Annotated in this window: 17 protein-coding genes and 1 pseudogene; 2 read left to right on the top strand and 16 right to left on the bottom strand. The window is 37.3% G+C overall.

Features of this window, described 5'->3' with window-relative positions; translation table 11 throughout:
- The 12 genes and pseudogenes from B2R82_RS17430 to B2R82_RS17375 form a co-directional block, all read right to left on the bottom strand.
- Positions 1-771: pseudogene (locus tag B2R82_RS17430) on the bottom strand (stage V sporulation protein D); the annotation flags it as partial.
- Between the two features lie 58 nt (positions 772-829).
- Positions 830-3,052: a penicillin-binding protein gene (locus B2R82_RS17425; protein WP_286926137.1), complete on the bottom strand. Its 2,223-nt coding sequence runs from the start codon at positions 3,050-3,052 to the stop codon at positions 830-832.
- Complete coding sequence (ftsL, locus tag B2R82_RS17420; RefSeq protein ID WP_286926136.1) at positions 3,049-3,417, bottom strand: cell division protein FtsL; 369 nt, start codon at positions 3,415-3,417, stop codon at positions 3,049-3,051. The genes B2R82_RS17425 and ftsL overlap by 4 nt, the downstream gene beginning before the upstream one ends.
- On the bottom strand, positions 3,418-4,368 hold the full coding sequence (gene rsmH / locus B2R82_RS17415; protein WP_286926135.1) for a 16S rRNA (cytosine(1402)-N(4))-methyltransferase RsmH: 951 nt from the start codon (positions 4,366-4,368) through the stop codon (positions 3,418-3,420).
- A 53-nt stretch (positions 4,369-4,421) separates the two neighbouring features.
- Entirely contained in the window at positions 4,422-4,853 is a 432-nt protein-coding gene (gene mraZ, locus B2R82_RS17410; RefSeq protein ID WP_068983256.1) for a division/cell wall cluster transcriptional repressor MraZ, read from the bottom strand.
- A gap of 254 nt (positions 4,854-5,107) precedes the next feature.
- Positions 5,108-6,724, bottom strand: a complete 1,617-nt coding sequence (gene bshC / locus B2R82_RS17405) for a bacillithiol biosynthesis cysteine-adding enzyme BshC (protein WP_286926134.1) — start codon at positions 6,722-6,724, stop codon at positions 5,108-5,110.
- 318 nt (positions 6,725-7,042) lie between these two features.
- Positions 7,043-7,438: a DUF3397 domain-containing protein gene (locus B2R82_RS17400; RefSeq protein WP_286926133.1), complete on the bottom strand. Its 396-nt coding sequence runs from the start codon at positions 7,436-7,438 to the stop codon at positions 7,043-7,045.
- Entirely contained in the window at positions 7,435-8,337 is a 903-nt protein-coding gene (locus tag B2R82_RS17395; RefSeq protein ID WP_286926132.1) for a ketopantoate reductase family protein, read from the bottom strand. The genes B2R82_RS17400 and B2R82_RS17395 overlap by 4 nt, the downstream gene beginning before the upstream one ends.
- 253 nt (positions 8,338-8,590) lie before the next feature.
- Positions 8,591-8,968 carry a transcriptional regulator gene (locus tag B2R82_RS17390; RefSeq protein WP_283871062.1) on the bottom strand — a complete coding sequence of 126 codons (378 nt, stop codon included), beginning with the start codon at positions 8,966-8,968 and terminating at the stop codon, positions 8,591-8,593.
- A 110-nt stretch (positions 8,969-9,078) separates the two neighbouring features.
- Positions 9,079-9,846, bottom strand: coding sequence for an enoyl-CoA hydratase/isomerase family protein (locus tag B2R82_RS17385; RefSeq protein WP_286926131.1), 768 nt, complete (start codon positions 9,844-9,846; stop codon positions 9,079-9,081).
- A 163-nt stretch (positions 9,847-10,009) separates the two neighbouring features.
- Complete coding sequence (gene rpmF / locus B2R82_RS17380; protein ID WP_054770816.1) at positions 10,010-10,183, bottom strand: 50S ribosomal protein L32; 174 nt, start codon at positions 10,181-10,183, stop codon at positions 10,010-10,012.
- 24 nt (positions 10,184-10,207) lie between these two features.
- Complete coding sequence (locus B2R82_RS17375) at positions 10,208-10,741, bottom strand: YceD family protein (protein ID WP_286926187.1); 534 nt, start codon at positions 10,739-10,741, stop codon at positions 10,208-10,210.
- A gap of 182 nt (positions 10,742-10,923) precedes the next feature.
- On the opposite strand from B2R82_RS17375, the gene B2R82_RS17370 reads away from it, so the two are divergent.
- Complete coding sequence (locus B2R82_RS17370) at positions 10,924-12,135, top strand: nucleotidyltransferase (protein ID WP_286926130.1); 1,212 nt, start codon at positions 10,924-10,926, stop codon at positions 12,133-12,135.
- Between the two features lie 46 nt (positions 12,136-12,181).
- Here B2R82_RS17370 and B2R82_RS17365 read toward each other — a convergent pair whose 3' ends face one another.
- Entirely contained in the window at positions 12,182-13,228 is a 1,047-nt protein-coding gene (locus B2R82_RS17365) for a SepM family pheromone-processing serine protease (protein WP_286926129.1), read from the bottom strand.
- 63 nt (positions 13,229-13,291) lie between these two features.
- Here B2R82_RS17365 and B2R82_RS17360 point away from each other — a divergent pair, with 63 nt between their 5' ends.
- The gene (locus tag B2R82_RS17360; protein WP_286926128.1) at positions 13,292-14,245 is read left to right on the top strand and encodes a hypothetical protein; all 954 of its coding nucleotides are present in this window, start codon (positions 13,292-13,294) and stop codon (positions 14,243-14,245) included.
- Positions 14,246-14,413: 168 nt separating this feature from the next.
- On the opposite strand, the gene coaD is transcribed toward B2R82_RS17360, so the two are convergent.
- The 3 genes from coaD to B2R82_RS17345 all read right to left on the bottom strand — a co-directional run bounded on the left by coaD (position 14,414) and on the right by B2R82_RS17345 (position 17,314).
- Positions 14,414-14,905, bottom strand: coding sequence for a pantetheine-phosphate adenylyltransferase (gene coaD / locus B2R82_RS17355; RefSeq protein WP_283871056.1), 492 nt, complete (start codon positions 14,903-14,905; stop codon positions 14,414-14,416).
- A 92-nt stretch (positions 14,906-14,997) separates the two neighbouring features.
- Positions 14,998-15,558 carry a 16S rRNA (guanine(966)-N(2))-methyltransferase RsmD gene (rsmD, locus tag B2R82_RS17350; RefSeq protein WP_286926127.1) on the bottom strand — a complete coding sequence of 187 codons (561 nt, stop codon included), beginning with the start codon at positions 15,556-15,558 and terminating at the stop codon, positions 14,998-15,000.
- Positions 15,559-15,892: 334 nt separating this feature from the next.
- Positions 15,893-17,314, bottom strand: a complete 1,422-nt coding sequence (locus B2R82_RS17345) for an RNA polymerase II (protein WP_283871054.1) — start codon at positions 17,312-17,314, stop codon at positions 15,893-15,895.
- Positions 17,315-17,353: the final 39 nt, after the last annotated feature.

The following is a 17,353-nucleotide window of genomic DNA, read 5'->3' as shown; positions in this document are numbered from 1 at the left end:
CTCGCCATTGTTGGGATTCATTGCAATAGCTAACGCTTGGTCAGCCTCATAACGCTCCATAGCCTGAGATAATTCACGCTCCACGACCTGTTGCACATCTACATCAATTGAAAGCTCAATCGTTGCTCCATCTTCTCCCGGCTTCCAAGCACTTGCAACATTTGGTAAGTTATTGCCCTTGGCGTCTGTAAAAAGGCGAATGGCAGAGGAATTAGCTTGGAGTAGTTTATCATATTCATATTCAATGCCTGCTAACCCTTGGGCATCATAGCCTGTAAAACCTAAAAATCGTGAGAGCATTGTGCCGTATGGGTAATCCCTTGCATAATCGACCCCACTATATAAGCCTTCGATTTGCATTCCTTGTAGCTGCACCGCTTTTTCATAGGGAATATTTTTTCCTTCCGGTGCCAACTTCACTAAATATTCTTTCTTCTTCATTTTCTCCAATAGCTTTTGTTCATCAACACCGAGCACCTGTGCTATCTTCGCAGCAGCCCCTTCAATATCTTTGCTTTGAGAAGGCATGAAATAAAGAGTGGGGGCAAGCTTATTTGTGACAATACTTTGCCCATCACGATCTGTTATATGACCACGTTCATTTGCAAAAGGAATTTCTCGGTCCCAATTCTCTTCTGCCTTCTTTGTCAGCTCTTTTTGATCTAGTACCTGTAAGAAGAACAATCTAATGACAATGGCTACTGCAACACACATAAATAATACATATAAAATACGTAAACGTTTTTTAGAATGGATAGAAATCCACTTCATTCGACATCACACCTTGTTTTTTACAACGTATGAAATAAAGTGGACTTCTATTCAGTATCTATTGATCAACAATTTGTTCAGCTTCATCATCAGATGTTGCTTCAACGTCTTTTATATAGCTTTCTGCTGGTGTTTTCAGCTTCACAACTATCGGTGAACTATCTGAAATTACTGTACCTGCGGATACACTTTGGCTCGCTACAAAGCCCTCACCCACAACCTCTATCTCTAGATTAGCCATTGATTTGAAAACAAGTACATTGCGCAACGACCAATCAGTAAAATCTGGTAGGGAGATATCACCTTCTGTTTTTAAAAACACAAAATTACCTTTAATTAGTTTTTGAGAACCTTTCGGATACTGGTCAATGATTTTCCCACCGCTTCCAACAACAACTGGCTGTAGTCCATCATTTGCAAGCTCTACCTGTACCGCCTCAGCACTTTGACCTGTGTAGTCTTGGATTGCTGCATTATCCACCTGTTTGACATCTTCTGTATTAACATTTAAATACTTTAAACTATTTAGCATAACTGGCTTAAATACTTTTGACACTGGGACAGAACCATTTTCCCCCATTTTAAGCTTAGGTTTTGTTACTGAGACATACATAATAAGCTGGGGATTATCTACTGGCGCCATTCCTAGGAACGAATACAGATAATCATTGGCAAGATACCCACCACTTGCTTTCGGTATTTGGGCAGTTCCTGTTTTACCTGCAACTTCATATTCATTAAGGATAAAGTCCTTTGCTGTCCCATGCTCAGCAGTTAAAGTAGATGCAAGGATTTCCCTTACTTGCTTCGCTGTGTTAGCTGAAACTGGCTGTCCTTTTTCAATCGGCTTATGATTTTGAATGATTTTTCCTGTCGATGGATCTACAATTTGATCAATGACATAAGGCTGCATCATTTTTCCATCATTCGCTATTGCTGTCATCGCCTGAACAAGCTGAATTGGCGTAACCGTAGAGCCTTGACCAAATGTTGTTGTAACACGTTGAATCGGGTATTTTGATAAAAGTGTACCTGCTGCCTCATTCGGTAAATCAATACCTGTTTTCTTGCCAAAACCAAATTTATCTAAATAATCATAAAAGACATCCTCGCCAATAAGCTTTAATAAATGTGCCATTGCCGTATTTGATGAACGCTGGAATCCTTCTAAATAGGTTATAGGCCCCCAACCACGCCCTTTATTATGGTCTCTAACTTCACGATCAAGAACTTTATATCTACCTGACATAAACTTAGCATTTGGAGGCCATGTGTTTGTATCAATAGCTGAGGCAAGGGTGAATGTTTTCATTGTTGAGCCTGGTTCAATGGTTTCCTCAATCACATCGTTCAGCCATTTCATATTTGTCCCTTCACGTGTATCAGGATTAAATGTTGGGCGCTGGGTCATCGCCAGTATTTTTCCTGTTTTCGGTTCTGCTACAACAGCTGTCATAGATTCAGGATTATACTCCTTTTCAACCTGTGACATCGCTTCCTCTAAAAAGCTTTGAATTGTTTTATCTATTGTTAAATAAATGTCATCCCCATTTTTGGCGGGTGTCACCATTTTTTCGCTATTTGGCAATAGATAACTAAAAGCATCTGTCTCGTATTCAATTTTACCGTCTTTTCCAGATAATTCTTTGTTATAGGTTAATTCAAGGCCCATCTTACCTTTTGTTGTGAACGTATGATCTTTATTTTCCTCTTTTACTGCGAAGCCAATTAAATGTGAGGCAAAAATCCCATTTGGATAATAGCGTTTCAAATCATTTACAAATAGAATCCCAGGCAATTTCTTATCTTTGATTTTACTCATAACCTCATGGCTAATTCCTCGTCCTGCACTACCAAATTCAACTTGATAAAGAGGTTTACCGTCACTTCTATATCGATTGTTTAGTTTCTTAACAATATCCTCTTCTTTCAATGATGGGATATTTTCATGTAAAACCGCTGCAGTTTTTTCTACGTCAATTACATGTCGCGGTTTCTTTGGATCGGTTGTAGCCGCTTCGTTTACGATAGCAATCAAACGATAGCTTAGTGTATCCTCCGCTATAACTTGTCCAGTCCGATCATAAATCTTACCACGATTTGCTGTTATTGCACTTTCCTTGCTATACTTTGCTGCTGCTCGCGCCGCAAGCTCCTGTCCTTCTGCCTCACCTGTAGCCTGTAATGTCACCATTCTTGTGAATAATAGAAAAAAGAGCCCTCCATAAAAAATCATTAATAGAAAGGCTCCCCATTGGAATCGAAATCTCTTTTTTTTCATTCTCCCGGCACTACCTTTACATTTTTCTCATTTTGAGTTAAACCGAGTTCTTCCGCTTTTTTCCATATATTTTCATATGTAGAAAGTTCACTTACACGAACCGTCAAGTCAACATTCTTTTTAGCAATCTTATCTGCTTCTGCTTCAATGTTTTGAATGTCCATACTTGTTGTTTGAATAGCCGCTTGTTTATTTAAAACGACTACTGCTAATACAACAATAATACCAACTAATGCAAGTAGCATTGTTTTTTCAAACTTCTGGTTCGTTTTTTTACGACGTATGATAGTGGGTTGTGGACTAGGTGGTGTTATCGGTTGTTGCACTTGTTGATGTTGGTGCTGCCTTACACGTACTGCTGCCATTTACTCACGCCCTTTGTCGTTAATTTTCTCCACCACTCTAAGCTTCGCTGAACGTGCACGATTGTTAACCTCAAGTTCCTCATCAGATGGAACAATCGGCTTTCTTGTAATAAGCTTTAAAGTTGGCTTCATGTCATCAGGAATTACAGGTAAATTTGGTGGTAATTCCGGTAATGATGACGCTTCCTTAAAAATAGTTTTGCATAGGCGGTCCTCCAATGAATGGAACGTAATGACACTAATGCGTCCACCTACGTTTATCATATCAATCGCATCGACTAATGAATCCTCTGCTGCGCCTAGCTCATCATTTACAGCAATTCGTATTGCTTGGAATATGCGCTTTGCTGGATGTCCACCTTTACGGCGTGCCGCTGCTGGAATACCCTCTTTTATAAGTTCTACAAGTTGACCGGTTGTTTCAATCGGTGCCACCTTACGTGCCTCTTCGATTTTACGAGCAACCTGCTTTGAAAACTTCTCTTCTCCATATCTAAAAAAGATACGTACTAAATCTTCATATGCCCATTCATTCACAACATGAAATGCTGTAAGTGTTGCCGTTTGATCCATACGCATATCTAATGGTGCATCATGATGATAACTAAAGCCTCGTTCTGGTGTATCTAGCTGTGGCGATGAAACACCTAAATCATATAAAACACCATCTACTTGCTCGATACCAAGTGCGAATAATTCCTCTTTCAAATTTCGAAAATTAGAATGGATAAACGTCACACGTTCGATATACGGTGCTAAACGTAATTTTGCATTGTTAATAGCTATCATATCTTGATCAAAGCAAATTAAACGGCCCTTATCAGATAGTTGTTGTACTAAATATTCACTATGCCCTGCGCCACCTAGTGTACAGTCCACATAGATTCCATCAGGATCGATGTTCAACCCGTCAACAGTTTCTTTTAATAGCACGGTTGTATGATCGAACATACCACTCGCTCCCTTCAGGCCTTAACTTCATTCAACTGACATCTTGACAAAAGTTAAAAATCAAAGCCAATCATATTTTCTGCAATTTCATTAAAGGATTGCTCAGACTCACTAAAGTAAGTCTCCCAAGCATCTTTTGCCCATATTTCTATTCGATTCGAAACGCCTAGCACAACACATTCTTTCACAAGATGCGCATGTTGCATAAGAGTTGAAGGAATATTGATACGACCCTGCTTGTCTATTTCTACTTCCGTTGCCCCTGAAAAAAAGAACCTTGCAAATGCGCGAGTATCTTTTTTGGTCATCGGTAAGCCCTTTAATTTTTCTTCGAGTTTTCGCCATTCATCCATAGGATAGCCAAATAAACAATTATCAAGTCCGCGTGTTACAACAAACGTTTCGCCTAAGGCTTCACGAAATTTTGCGGGCACGATTAATCGTCCTTTCGCATCAACAGAGTGTTGATATTCTCCCATGAACATGCTATTCACCCCACTTTATTAAATAATGTACCACATCCCCCCACTTTCCTCCACTTTTTTTAAAAAAAACTTGACATTTCATCACTTAATATGCAAATAGACCTTTAGCGATTTTTTTGATCTATGCTAAATGACATAAATAAAGAGCTACCCTTAGTAGGATAGCTCTTTATTTATTATTAATATCGACAATATTCATCAAATCTGCATTGTATCAAATAATTACATAGGTAAAAAGAAATATTCATACCATATTATATATACAGTAAATAGTGGTGATTTCCAATGCTATAATTATGCTTAAGCATTTCAGTCACTAACATAGGTCCAAACTCATTGATATATTGGTATGGATTATAACTTCTTTCCTGATACCCCTCATTTGGACATAGCTCATTTTGTAATGTCATAAATTTACGAATGGTTGTTTCATGCTTATGAAGTACAGATTGTTCAATCTTTTGCTGTAAATAGTCAAACTGTTTTTGATGATTTTCTTTATTTTTTACAAGTATTTTATCTAATGATACATGCTGTTCTTTTAAGTAAGATGCAAGCTGATTATATTTATCAAAAAGCTCTTGTTGCATTGTTTGGATTTGAGATTTTGCTTCTTGGTCCTGAATTTCAGCAATAAATTGTTCTTTAAGCTGTAATGCCTTTCCAGCCCATACATCAGCAACTGTTAATTGTTGCTCACGTAATAACTGTTCCACATGGCGTGTAACAATTGTAATATGCAGACGCGGAGCAAAAATAGGCATCTGTAGGCCTAGTACCGAAAATGCATCCTTTAACGTTGCCCAATAAGCCAGTTCTCCCGGACCACCAACAAACGCAAGAACTGGTAATACCATTTCCTGCATAAGAGGACGCGTTACAACATTATTACTCAATCTCTCAGGTTGATTCCTAGCTATCTCCATCATCTCTTCTCGAGACAATTTAATATTGGCTGCTAAATTAACAAATGATTGATTCTTTCTTTCTAAAAGATGACGTTCTCCATCTTCAACAAAAAATAGATTTGCCGCTTCATTTGTTGCTAAAATAGGCTTACCATATCCTGCACGTTCAAGCTGTTCCTCTTTCTCTGTTACTACTCTAGCAATTTCTTCGTTATGTTGAATAATATGACTAAAGTTTCCGCTCTCATACTGACGAAGTTTATAATTTGTTGCATCTATCAGCAACAAGCCCTCATCCTTGAATAGCTGATTCATAAGTTGTGCAAAGAAATCCGTAAATGTTTCACTCTTATTTAGAGTATCAATCAATTGTTTCATAAGCGCTTCAGTGAATTCTGTTTCACCAAAATCTTTTGCAATGGTATTCATTAATTGTGTCATGGTTTCTTTGTTAATACTTGTAGCAGAAGCCATCGTTTTACGTCTAGAGCGTTCCCCGTAGACACGTTTTTTCACCTCTACCCCCTGCACTGTATACGTATGGTTTATCTCTTCTAAGTCATGATCCTCACCAGCTATCCAAAACACAGGAACAACTGGCCGTTGAAGCTTTAAGCTTTGTTCTTTTGCTAACTTTATAACAGATATTGCCTTGTGCACTGAGTAAAGAGGACCTGTTAAAATACCAGCTTGTTGCCCACCAACAACTGTAACAGCTCCTTGCTCTAGTTGCTGTAAATGCTCATTTGATTGCTTCGATATTCCAAGAGGCTCCATAAATTGGCGAATGATTGATGCTATTTCTTTTTGGTCTTTTGCATGCTGTTCTAAATATCGCACACGCTTTTCAAAAGATTGATCGTTATATTCATATTCAAAATACTCATGAATGGCAGTTTTCGGTGACCAATAATCTGCTAGCACACGATTTTTTATGGGTACTTGGATAGACTCCAGTTTCATTAACATAAACTCCTCTACTCACTAAATCATCTTACTCTTAATAAGCAAATTGAAAAAATAAGTTCCATTAATACTATGCGTTTTATCCTAGAACGATTATTTAAAATGACAATTCTCAACAAATAGTAAGAAAATACTCTATTCAATCTGCTCTGCTAAGCACATAAAGAATCAAAATCCTCGCCAGACATGTACTTACATTTTTATACCGCAAATATTTGGTATTTCCCAACTTATTACTTATAAAGAGTTAATTTTATAGAAACATTATAATGTTATTATTTTAACGCTTATGGCTTCAACATGAAAAGAAAATGCTTAGACAGCCTGTAAATATTCTATAACGGATTGAATTATTCCAACAACACAAATAACAATATAGGCAGTACTTAGTACTAAAAATTGAAAGCGCCAAATTTTTTTCAGCAGTGGCTTCACTTCAATTTCTTTTTTTGTTCGCCAATCAATATATGTAAAAATCATAGCCATCGTCAGTGCAAGCATGACTAAAAGCACACCAACATTGACACTCCATAGAACACCAATCGCTAACGGCACTGAAAAAAATAAACAAAATGTTGTTACATCTGAAGCAGCCCCAAAAGCATGTGTGCCTCGGATTTTTACCTTTCTACCAATTAAATAAACAATCATAAAAAGAAGAATTGGGCAAAAAATAATGACACTAATCACAATATGTAAAAAATCTTTCAACGTCTTTCACCACACTCTTCAATTGCAAGTACTTGGTGATATAAAGTACGCAAGGTTGGCAAATAATGACCTTTTTTTAAAGCCTTATTGAGTAGTACTCCAACAATCGTATTAATTTCGCTTTTTCTCCCATGTATACGATCTGTCAGCATAGAAGATGTATTATTCGCTGTTTGCTCACATAAATCAATGACTTTAGAAAAGGGTATCGTTTCTTCTATTCCTTCAAAAGCCCCCATTAGCTCTTGGTAGATGGTTTGCATGATTAAAAATGCTTGTTTATTTGTGACTAACTCTCCGTTTTTCACTTGCAAAACAGCTGTTAATGGATTAATCAAGCTATTCAGTACAGCTTTCTCAAATAATATCTGTTGAGCATTATCTACCAATTGAATTGGAAACAAATCATTTCTGAGGAGTACTAGCCTATCGAATATACCACTTGCTCCTCTTTCTAGAGCAATTTTACAAACACCAACACCTCTATGTTGTACTGTTGATGAATCTATCAGTTGGGCGCCAAATGACACCGTGCAAAAGGCTATATTTTTTTGCGCTAATTTTAGCGCTTCCTCAAAATGCGCTAAGCCATTTTGCATAAATAGTAAGGGAACTTCTTTCGATAATGATGACATTTGTTCGTAAAGCTCATGTAATTGACCATACTTAACCGCTATCACTATTAAATCTTGCTGCGGAAGCTCCTTTAACTTTGTTGTTGCAGCTACTTTTTGTACAGTTTTTGTGCCATCAACATTGATTCGTGTTAGGTGATTTGCACGTAGCTCTTCTACCTGTTCTTGCCTTCTAGGTACCAACGTAACCATTAAACCTGACTCAGCAAAAAAGCTTGCCATTAGCTGCCCAACAGCACCAGCACCTATAACCGCTATCTTCACAACACTTAGACACCTCCCACATCATTCTTAAATGTGAAACTCCTTTTAAACAGTTTTACCACAAAATGCTGTATGATTTCATTTTACCCGCTTACAGAACGAGGTGCCTTAGAAATTTTCTAAGGCACCTCCTATACAGGTTCTTCTATTATACAGGATTGACTGATTGTTTACGATAAAATATGGATAATTGGTTGCTAAGATAACCAGAAAACATAGAAGCATATTCCTCATCATTTATTTTACAGAGTGTTTAATCTTTCATTAAAGAATACCCTTGCTGTAGCCATTTCACCAGTTTATCATGCTCATTTTGCAGCTCACGATGTCTAATCTCAAGGGTTTGATAAGCCTCTGTTAATTCATCAAAACTTGTCAATGCCAGCTTTAAATGACTTCGCATTGACTGTTGCGGTTGATTTCGCACAGCTAATAGTGACTGACTATATTGACCACGTAACGTTTTATTCCAACGAAAACCACATGCTTGTTTTGTACGGCCTAGTTCAGAAGCAGCTAACTCAAAAGCTTCTAACTGCGTTTTGCCATTTTGCACATTATGCAAGACGATTTCTGCTAATCTTTCATCGTCTTCTTTTGTCCATTGATCTTTTCTTTTTTTCAATTCCATAATCTATCACCCTCGCATTTTTTACTACTATATGCAAGAGTGAGCAAAATAGAATCATTGAATAAAAAAAGACAGCGATTAAGCTTTTCAATAATCGCTGCCGTTATACATTAATTATTATTCTTCTTAGTCAGGAAATTATTAACTGCCTCATGATGGGCTTCACTTTCCCACAACTTCGCACAGGTACGAACTTCCTCCATTACACGTTCATACATATTCCGTTCACGCCACTTGCGAAGCTCAATTTCTTTATAGGCCTTATGAACAGAAGGATGAATTTTACGCATATTTTCTATAAAATCATTTAACGCTTCTTCCTTCGAGCCTTCAAAAACACGCATAGCCCAACCAATTTCATATAGTAATTCCGCTGGATAAGGTTTGGCGTCTACTAGCATCTTCATGGCACGATCATGCCGCAAGCCTCGTTCAAATAAGTATGTACCGCCACCCCAGCCGCTTGTAATTGCTAATGTCCCTTGGATAAAACCACATTTTGCATGACTGGCTACTAGACGAAAATCACAAGCTGTTGCAATCTCACAACCTCCTCCAACCGCCGTTCCATTAATCAAAGCAATTGTAGGTACAGGTAATGTTGCGAGATCATACAATATTTTTCCCATTTTACTTAGCATTCCAAAGGCTTCATCCTCTGTTTCAAGCGAATGGAATTCCGATAAATCCCCACCTGAGCAAAATGATTTATCCCCTGCACCAGTTACAACTAAAAAACGAACATTATCATGGTTTCGAATATATGTAATTACTTCTTGTAGACCATCCATCACCTCATCATTGACCGCATTTCGCTTTTCTTCACGATTTATGGTAAAAGTCATAATGCCTTCATTATTGTCAATTGTATATGCCATACTATTTCCCCCTTTGTCCCAATGAATAAATTGTATCACACAATTATTATAGCACTATACATCTTTTTGTTTTTGACGAAATATTCCGTCTCTTTAAGCATACAAAAAGGCTAGTAAAGAGCCATGGTCTCTCTACTAGCCTTTTAAGTGAGCAAACACTGAATTATTTGCTTACTACTTCTTTACCTTTGTAATGTCCGCAAGCTTTGCAAACACGGTGTGATAATTTTGCTTCACCACAGTTTGGGCAAGCTACCATACCAGGTACAGATAGTTTGAAATGCGTACGACGCTTTCTTTTTGCAGTTTTAGAAGTTCTTCTAAATGGTACAGCCATTGATGGCACCTCCTTACAGATCGTCTATTCGTCTGTTTGATCAAAATACTTAGCTAAAGCAGCTAGTCTTGGATCCACTTTTTGCTTATCAGCTTTTTTGTGTAGCTCAACGTCTTCATCTGTTGCGTAAGACCAGTCTTTCCCACCTTGCACTTGTCCTTCGGTATTCTCTTTGAATACTTGCAAAGGTACCTCAAGAAGAATAAGTTCTTCAATAACCGGCTTCATGTCGATGACTTCACCATCAATATAGTGAATGTCTCCGTCATCTTCCCCTCGTTTTTCTTCTTCAATCCAGCTAAAAATCTCAACTGTCTCAACTTCGATAGGAAACTCAACGTCCTCCCACGTGCGTGCACATGGTAGTGTCAACGTCGCCGTCACAGTTAACTGACATGTCATTTGCGATGCACCAAAAGTACATAGCCCTTTTACATGAACGGGCGAAATTGCTCGAATATCCTGGTTTCGCTCCATCACCTCGTCCAATTGGACATAGGTGTCAATCGGCATCCCGTTTTGGCGGTATTTAGATAATTGATGAATTGACCATTTCATTCGTTTAATCACCTCGAGACAACACTGTTGATTATATAATGTGTAAAAATAGATGTCAAGATAATTTCTTGTCACCACTATGAAACCTCACTATAATTATATACTATAATACATGTAATTTCTTTATTTCGTACTCGTTTGGTTACTATAAACAAAAAGTAAAAAATAGATGGGGGCTTGACATGAAAGCAGTTGGCGTAGTAGTTGAATACAACCCATTTCACAATGGACATGCTTATCATTTAGAACAGGCAAAAAAAGTAGCACAAGCAGACCTTGTCATCGCTGTAATGAGTGGTTCATTTTTACAACGTGGTGAGCCAGCCATGGTCGATAAATGGACACGAACAAAAATGGCACTCGCTGGTGGCGTAGATATTGTCATCGAGCTACCTTATGTTTATAGTACCGCACCTGCTGCTGATTTTGCTAAAGGAGCCATTGCATTATTAACTGCAGTTGGCTGTGAATCTTTTGCATTTGGTAGTGAAGACGGTGCCATACAACCCTTTTTGAACACATTTGAGCTTATTCACGGACATCAGGAGGAATACAACGCACTTATTAAGGAAAGCCTTACAACAGGTGCAAGCTATCCTAAAAGCTTACATTATGCCTATAAACAGCTTTCTCAAAAGTTCCCTGCTACATACATTGATTTATCACAGCCTAATAATATACTCGGCTTTCACTATATTGAAGCTGCCAAAACATTAGATAGTGATATTAAACCAATGACTATTCCACGAATTGCAGCAGGATACCATGATGCTTTACAGGAGGGTGCATCCATCGCAAGTGCAACGGGAATACGCCAGGCTTTAGCAACATCCCGTAAACTTCAGCATGTTCAAGATGTTCTTCCAAAGACATCTTTTGATTATTTAGCTAATTGGTATCGTCAGTATGGTAAATTTGCTAGTTGGGAAACTTTTTGGCCATTCTTACAGTTTACGCTTATTCGACATACACCTAGCGAATTAAATCACTATGCTGAAGTAACTGAAGGTATTGAGAATGCTCTTATTAAGGCAGCCAAAACAAGTCATTCCTTTAGCAGCTTTATGGAAAAAATCAAATCAAAGCGCTATACATGGACACGACTTCAGCGCATGCTTACTCATATTTATACTGGATTTAGTAAGGAACAATTACACAACAGTGTTACTCCATCCTATATTCGTTTACTTGGTATGAGTATGAAAGGGCAGGCTTATTTAGGGAAGTATAAAAAGGACATCTCTTTACCATTAATCAGCCGAGTTGCAGCTACGAAAGATGCTATGCTTACTATAGATATTCATGCCGCAGAGATTTACAATCTAAGCCTCGAAACTGGAAATATGGAACGAAGTCTACCTAAAGATTATCAAACACCACCGATTCGTTTCTAAATCTATTCACTAAAAAAGGATGCCAGAAATTTCCTAGCATTCTTTTTTATTTGGGCTGTAACTGTTTTAAATAATTTATGGCATCATCTACCGTTTTAACAGGTACTATTTTCATTTTCGTACCAATTTCTTTAGCCGTTTTTACTGCTGTCGCATAGTTTGATTCCAATTCAGGATGTTTCGCCTTTAGTTCTGGAGAAATTTCATCATCTGGCGCAAAGAAAATTTCCATACCATCTCGATCAGCAGCGATGACTTTATAGTCTATTCCTCCAATCCTTCCAACAGAGCCATCAACCAACATTTCTCCTGTGCCTGCTACAGCATAGCCTTTGGTTAAATCCTCTTTAAGCAGTTGATCTAAAATTTCAAGTGTAAACATTAGACCTGCAGATGGCCCACCAATATCCTCTGTCTTCATTGTCACTTTTGGATTTGTTTCAATTGATTTACTTTCTGCGTACGAAATACCTAAACCAGCTCTCTTTTCCTCGGCTCTAGGAATTTCCTTTAATGTAATAGTGACCTCTTGTTCATTTTTATTACGTATGAATTTAACTGTTGCTTTGTCTCCAAGCTCTTTTGGCTTCAAAAGATCTACTAGCATTTGCTGATTACTAATTTTATGTCCATCCACTTCAATAATTTCGTCTCCTGCTTTTAAAAGGCCGTCTGAAGCACCACCATCCAGCACATTTAAAACAAAGACTCCATCGAAATGTATTGTTGTTTGAAGTCCCGCTTTCTGGAAGGCAATATACTTTGCATTGAACTGGGAGTCAGACATTAATTTAAGCTGTCGAACATTATATTCTTCTTCATCTTCTAATGGATTTCGTACCTGGTTAATATCCATTAGTTTTTGATATTTTTGAGTTTTAGCCCAAAGATACGAAAAAGGGGTCGCTTGCTGCATAGCTACTGTCATTAAACTCATAGACCCTTTGTTTTCAGTATGATTGTTTTCTACTGTAACAAATTTACTGACATCATAAGCACTTCCAGGCTTCATAATATAGGCGTCTAGTCGGTATAACATTAAAAAACAAATAACGACTAATAACACTACATAAATACTTATTTTTTTCTTCATTTGGAACACCTCCTAGGACGCTCGCAAAACCATACGTTCATGTTTTTGCCTTTTTTACATATATTGATTTTAGCATTTGCCTATGTGAATGACAAAAAGTTGAAACGAGATGATAACATGTATGCCACAATTCAAATAGCGCTTTGCATAGTTCTTATTCTATTACTCTTGCTATTCCCACAAACAGCTCATCACGGTACTGACTTAGGTTTAACGCTATTTATGGATGCGCTTTTCCCATATTTATTACCTTATTTAATTTTAACGCAATGGCTACTACGTTTAACGGCTCCTATGCGAACAAAGACCAAAAGAGCCTCACTATACGTACAAGCCTATATTATTAGCGCACTTGGTGGTTATCCTACTGGTGCAACAACAATTGTTTATCTAAAAAACAGTGGGCAGCTTCATCCTAAAGAAGCCAATTTTTTACTAGCTGTCTGTCATGCACCAAGTCCGCTTTTTGTGCTAGGTTTTGTAAGCCTTGATTTGTTACACAGCAATACGTTTGGCTGGCTGTTTTTATGTTTACTACATAGTTTTAATATTTGTTGTTTAATAACTGGTTATTTTTTATTCAGAAAATCTGACCTTCCTAGCATTTCTATTCATAATACGCCTTTATATTCAGCACCTTTCTCAGAAAGCATTAAAGAGACAGCACCGACGATTCTTTTAGTTGGAACAACCATTATCTTTTTCACTACGATCCAAACGATTGTACAACAAGGCTTAGATAAACTCATACCAAAATTACCCCATACAGCTGAGCTTTCTATTGCGGCCATACTAGAAGTTACAAATGGTCTTAAAATGACTGTCACAGCCTTTCCCAGTCATTCCTATTTACCATTGCTAGTAGTTCTATTACTTACTATGCAAAGCATTAGTATACATTTGCAAATTTTTGTTATTGCTAAATCAGCCAAGCTTTCTGTTCGGCCGTATATAAAATTCCGCCTACTTAGCATAATCATTGTGCCAACTATTTATGCTCTTTTTTTCTTAAAATAATGTAAGCAGCTTTTTTCTTGCACTCATTTTTTCCAAATTATGAAGAAATGTAGTGGACTGAGCGTAATTTTCTTTCTAGGCTACTCCATTAGCTCAATAGTCGAGTAGCCTCATTCCTATCATAAAATAAAAAAGGAGACGCCCAAATACTGACATCCCCTTTGTTTTTCATTTCGTAAACCCATATTTTTCTTTTAAGGCAGCTACAACACATGTAGGAACGAGCTCTTTGACATCGCTACCATATTTCGCTACTTCTTTTACAATGCTTGAGCTTAAGAATGAATATTGATTTTTTGTCATGATAAAAAATGTTTCAATGGTTTCATCTAGAAAACGGTTCATCGAAGTAATTTGCATCTCATATTCAAAATCTGATACAGCTCGTAAACCGCGAACAATAGCCTTTGCTTTTTTTTCTTTCGCATAGTCTATCAACAAACCAGATGAGCTTTCAATACGCACGTTTGGCAATGTTTTCGTCACCTCTGCCATTAAAGCCATGCGTTCTTCTACAGAAAACAGTGGCTGCTTCGATGAATTATTTAACACTGCTACATAAACAGTATCGAAAACATCTGCCGCACGTTTAATAATATCTAAGTGACCAAATGTTACAGGATCAAAACTTCCAGGAACTACAGCAATTTTCTCTGACAACTTATTCTCCCTCTTCCTCTGCACAACAATCAATTTTGCCTTGGCGTAATATCATGGCATCCGCCAGAGGCTTTTCCTTTATTCAATGATATTTAGACACCCTCTGAATAAAGATAAACAGAAATAATCGTTCCGCCATATGTTTCTTGTCTCTTTAATACAAAGTCTCCAAAACTTTGTGGTAGTTCTACTTCTGTTGCATGTTCACACAAAATAATGCCATCTTGTTGGATTTTATGATTATCGATAAGTACTTGTACTAGATCATAATATTCCTTATGGTGATAAGGTGGATCTAAAAAAGCTAATTTAAAGGTAATATCTCGTTTTAATAGCGCTTTCACAGCTCGTTTAGCATCTATCCGAAAGAGCTCAGAACAATCCTCATACCGACATTTTTTTATATTCTCCTGTAGCATCTGAAACGCCTTAGCATCCTTTTCAATAAATATAGCTCGTTCAGCACCTCTGCTTAAAGCTTCGATGCCTAAACCACCGCTCCCCGCAAATAAATCGAGGGCAATCCCTCCATCAAAAAAAGGACCAATAATATTAAAAATGGATTCCTTTACTTTGTCAGTTGTAGGTCTCGTTGTATTTCCCGCAATCGCCTTTAATGGCATTCCTTTTCTTTCTCCTGCTACAACTCTCATTTATGTCAATCACCGTACTTTCTTCTTCCATATCAATTACACCCCAGCATAATTGAGTTTATATTTTTTTCGAGCTCTCTCTAAAAGCTCCCCTTCAAAATCAGTGACATTCGCCAGGGAATGTAGGCCAACACGATGTTGGTCACTACACGTGTCTTTGGTTTCTCTATTTCAGCGGGTGTTTGTAGGCTCGTTGAATAGATAAAAACTGCTTTCATCTCGCCATTAATAGAGATGGAAGTATTCTGACGCTTCGCTTTCGCATGGTAAGGATCGGCTAAATCAAGATAAAAGCATTTTTGCAGCGGAAGAAAAACCTCCGCTGCAAAAAAAATTATTCTTGCCCTTGTGTTATTACTTGGATACGACCATCATTTTTTTGTAATTCTACTAAGAATAAGCGTTGGAGCCAAGCTTCTTCAACATAATAATGGCCAGCTATTTTAATAATCGGTTCTGAAATAGTAGAGTATCTACGTTGATTAAATACGTAGAATCCTGGTTCTTTCGGGAATCTGAATGAACGATTTTCACTTTTTACATAATAGCCATTTTCCCCTTCAGTGGCACTATAACCAAGATACGGCAACAATGTATCGGCTGTATATAAAGATTGCCCTTCATAGTGAATAAATTGAACATCTTTTTTCAAGGCATCATTTACATAAATATCACGATCATCTTCAAAAAATAATGGATATGTCCCGTTCTTTTGTTCAGTATTTAACTTGAAATAAGAAGTTTTTGCACCTAAAACCGCTGTTAAAAGATCATCCATTGAAGCAGGAGTAATTGGTTCTTCTCCAAGTTTATTCATCGCTTCCTGCCAAGCTGCCTCCTGATCTGTAGTCATATATTCCTTTAATGTTGCCACGATTTCCTTCGTTTTTTCAGAGCCTATCGTATCCTTCACTAAATAGGATGCCACAACCTCTGGCAACCATTCAGGAGAATTATCGAACTTATATTGCGATTTTATTTGTGACAGCACCACTTCCTGCTCCACTGCTTGTGCGGTTAAAGTCGGTAAAAATAAAAGTCGATCATCATGTTCTTTCATTGGATTTTTTTCTTGAATAATCGCAATATGCTGGTCATTTAAAAACTGTAAATTTTCCAATGATTTCAAAAAATCCTTTGCAATAGCTCCTGGTGCATAAATAGATAAAATAGGACTTTGTTCTTGAACTTTGAGGTTAGCTGATTGCCAATAAATATCACGGATTGTACCATTCCCACTAAACATTGTATAGTTAACAAGTGCTAGCTGTTGCTGTCCAATTAAAGGTAAACCTGTAATCCATTGACCAGCAATTTTACTATCTGTGGAAATATGGACAATCGAATAAGTAGCTTCACCATTTAATAATGTGGCTAAAACATTTTGGATAAGCATTTTATCTTTTAAGCCACCCTCAATTGGAATTATGTATGAAACAGATTGGGATTTTATTTCTCCCTTAGCAAAGTAGGAAGCTTCATCTGATAAACGATCACAGCTTTTTTCAGTTTCCATAAAGCAGCTAAGGTTAATGGCATTTTCTGGCCACTTAATTTTCACCTTTTGATCAGGAAGATTTTTAAAATGCTGCCTTATATCTAAGCTATTTTCGCGATAGAAAATTTCTATCTCTTGTGAGTAAAGAAAATCACCATTACCAGTCTCTAAGTCAGAAGAATATGCATGATACTGGAAAAAAATTATACCTGTAATAATTAAAGCAAGTACTGAAAAAAAACTCATTGCAAATTTCATATGCTTGACCTCCCACAGCATGATACTATGTATATTGGA

This window comes from Lysinibacillus sp. UBA6686 (assembly GCF_002455205.1).
Lineage (GTDB): Bacteria > Bacillota > Bacilli > Bacillales_A > Planococcaceae > Lysinibacillus > Lysinibacillus pakistanensis.
The sequence above is the reverse complement of the archived record's forward strand: the minus strand, read 5'-3'. Positions and strand labels throughout refer to the sequence as shown.

Bases quoted from the DNA above. Each gene is read 5' to 3' on its own strand.
- B2R82_RS17425 (WP_286926137.1), bottom strand. From the start codon at position 3,052: ATGAAAAAAAAGAGATTTCGATTCCAATGGGGAGCCTTTCTATTAATG.
- ftsL (WP_286926136.1), bottom strand. From the start codon at position 3,417: ATGGCAGCAGTACGTGTAAGGCAGCACCAACATCAACAAGTGCAACAA.
- rsmH (WP_286926135.1), bottom strand. From the start codon at position 4,368: ATGTTCGATCATACAACCGTGCTATTAAAAGAAACTGTTGACGGGTTG.
- mraZ (WP_068983256.1), bottom strand. From the start codon at position 4,853: ATGTTCATGGGAGAATATCAACACTCTGTTGATGCGAAAGGACGATTA.
- bshC (WP_286926134.1), bottom strand. From the start codon at position 6,724: ATGAAACTGGAGTCTATCCAAGTACCCATAAAAAATCGTGTGCTAGCA.
- B2R82_RS17390 (WP_283871062.1), bottom strand. From the start codon at position 8,968: ATGGAATTGAAAAAAAGAAAAGATCAATGGACAAAAGAAGACGATGAA.
- B2R82_RS17385 (WP_286926131.1), bottom strand. From the start codon at position 9,846: ATGGCATATACAATTGACAATAATGAAGGCATTATGACTTTTACCATA.
- rpmF (WP_054770816.1), bottom strand. From the start codon at position 10,183: ATGGCTGTACCATTTAGAAGAACTTCTAAAACTGCAAAAAGAAAGCGT.
- B2R82_RS17375 (WP_286926187.1), bottom strand. From the start codon at position 10,741: ATGAAATGGTCAATTCATCAATTATCTAAATACCGCCAAAACGGGATG.
- B2R82_RS17370 (WP_286926130.1), top strand. From the start codon at position 10,924: ATGAAAGCAGTTGGCGTAGTAGTTGAATACAACCCATTTCACAATGGA.
- B2R82_RS17365 (WP_286926129.1), bottom strand. From the start codon at position 13,228: ATGAAGAAAAAAATAAGTATTTATGTAGTGTTATTAGTCGTTATTTGT.
- rsmD (WP_286926127.1), bottom strand. From the start codon at position 15,558: ATGAGAGTTGTAGCAGGAGAAAGAAAAGGAATGCCATTAAAGGCGATT.
- B2R82_RS17345 (WP_283871054.1), bottom strand. From the start codon at position 17,314: ATGAAATTTGCAATGAGTTTTTTTTCAGTACTTGCTTTAATTATTACA.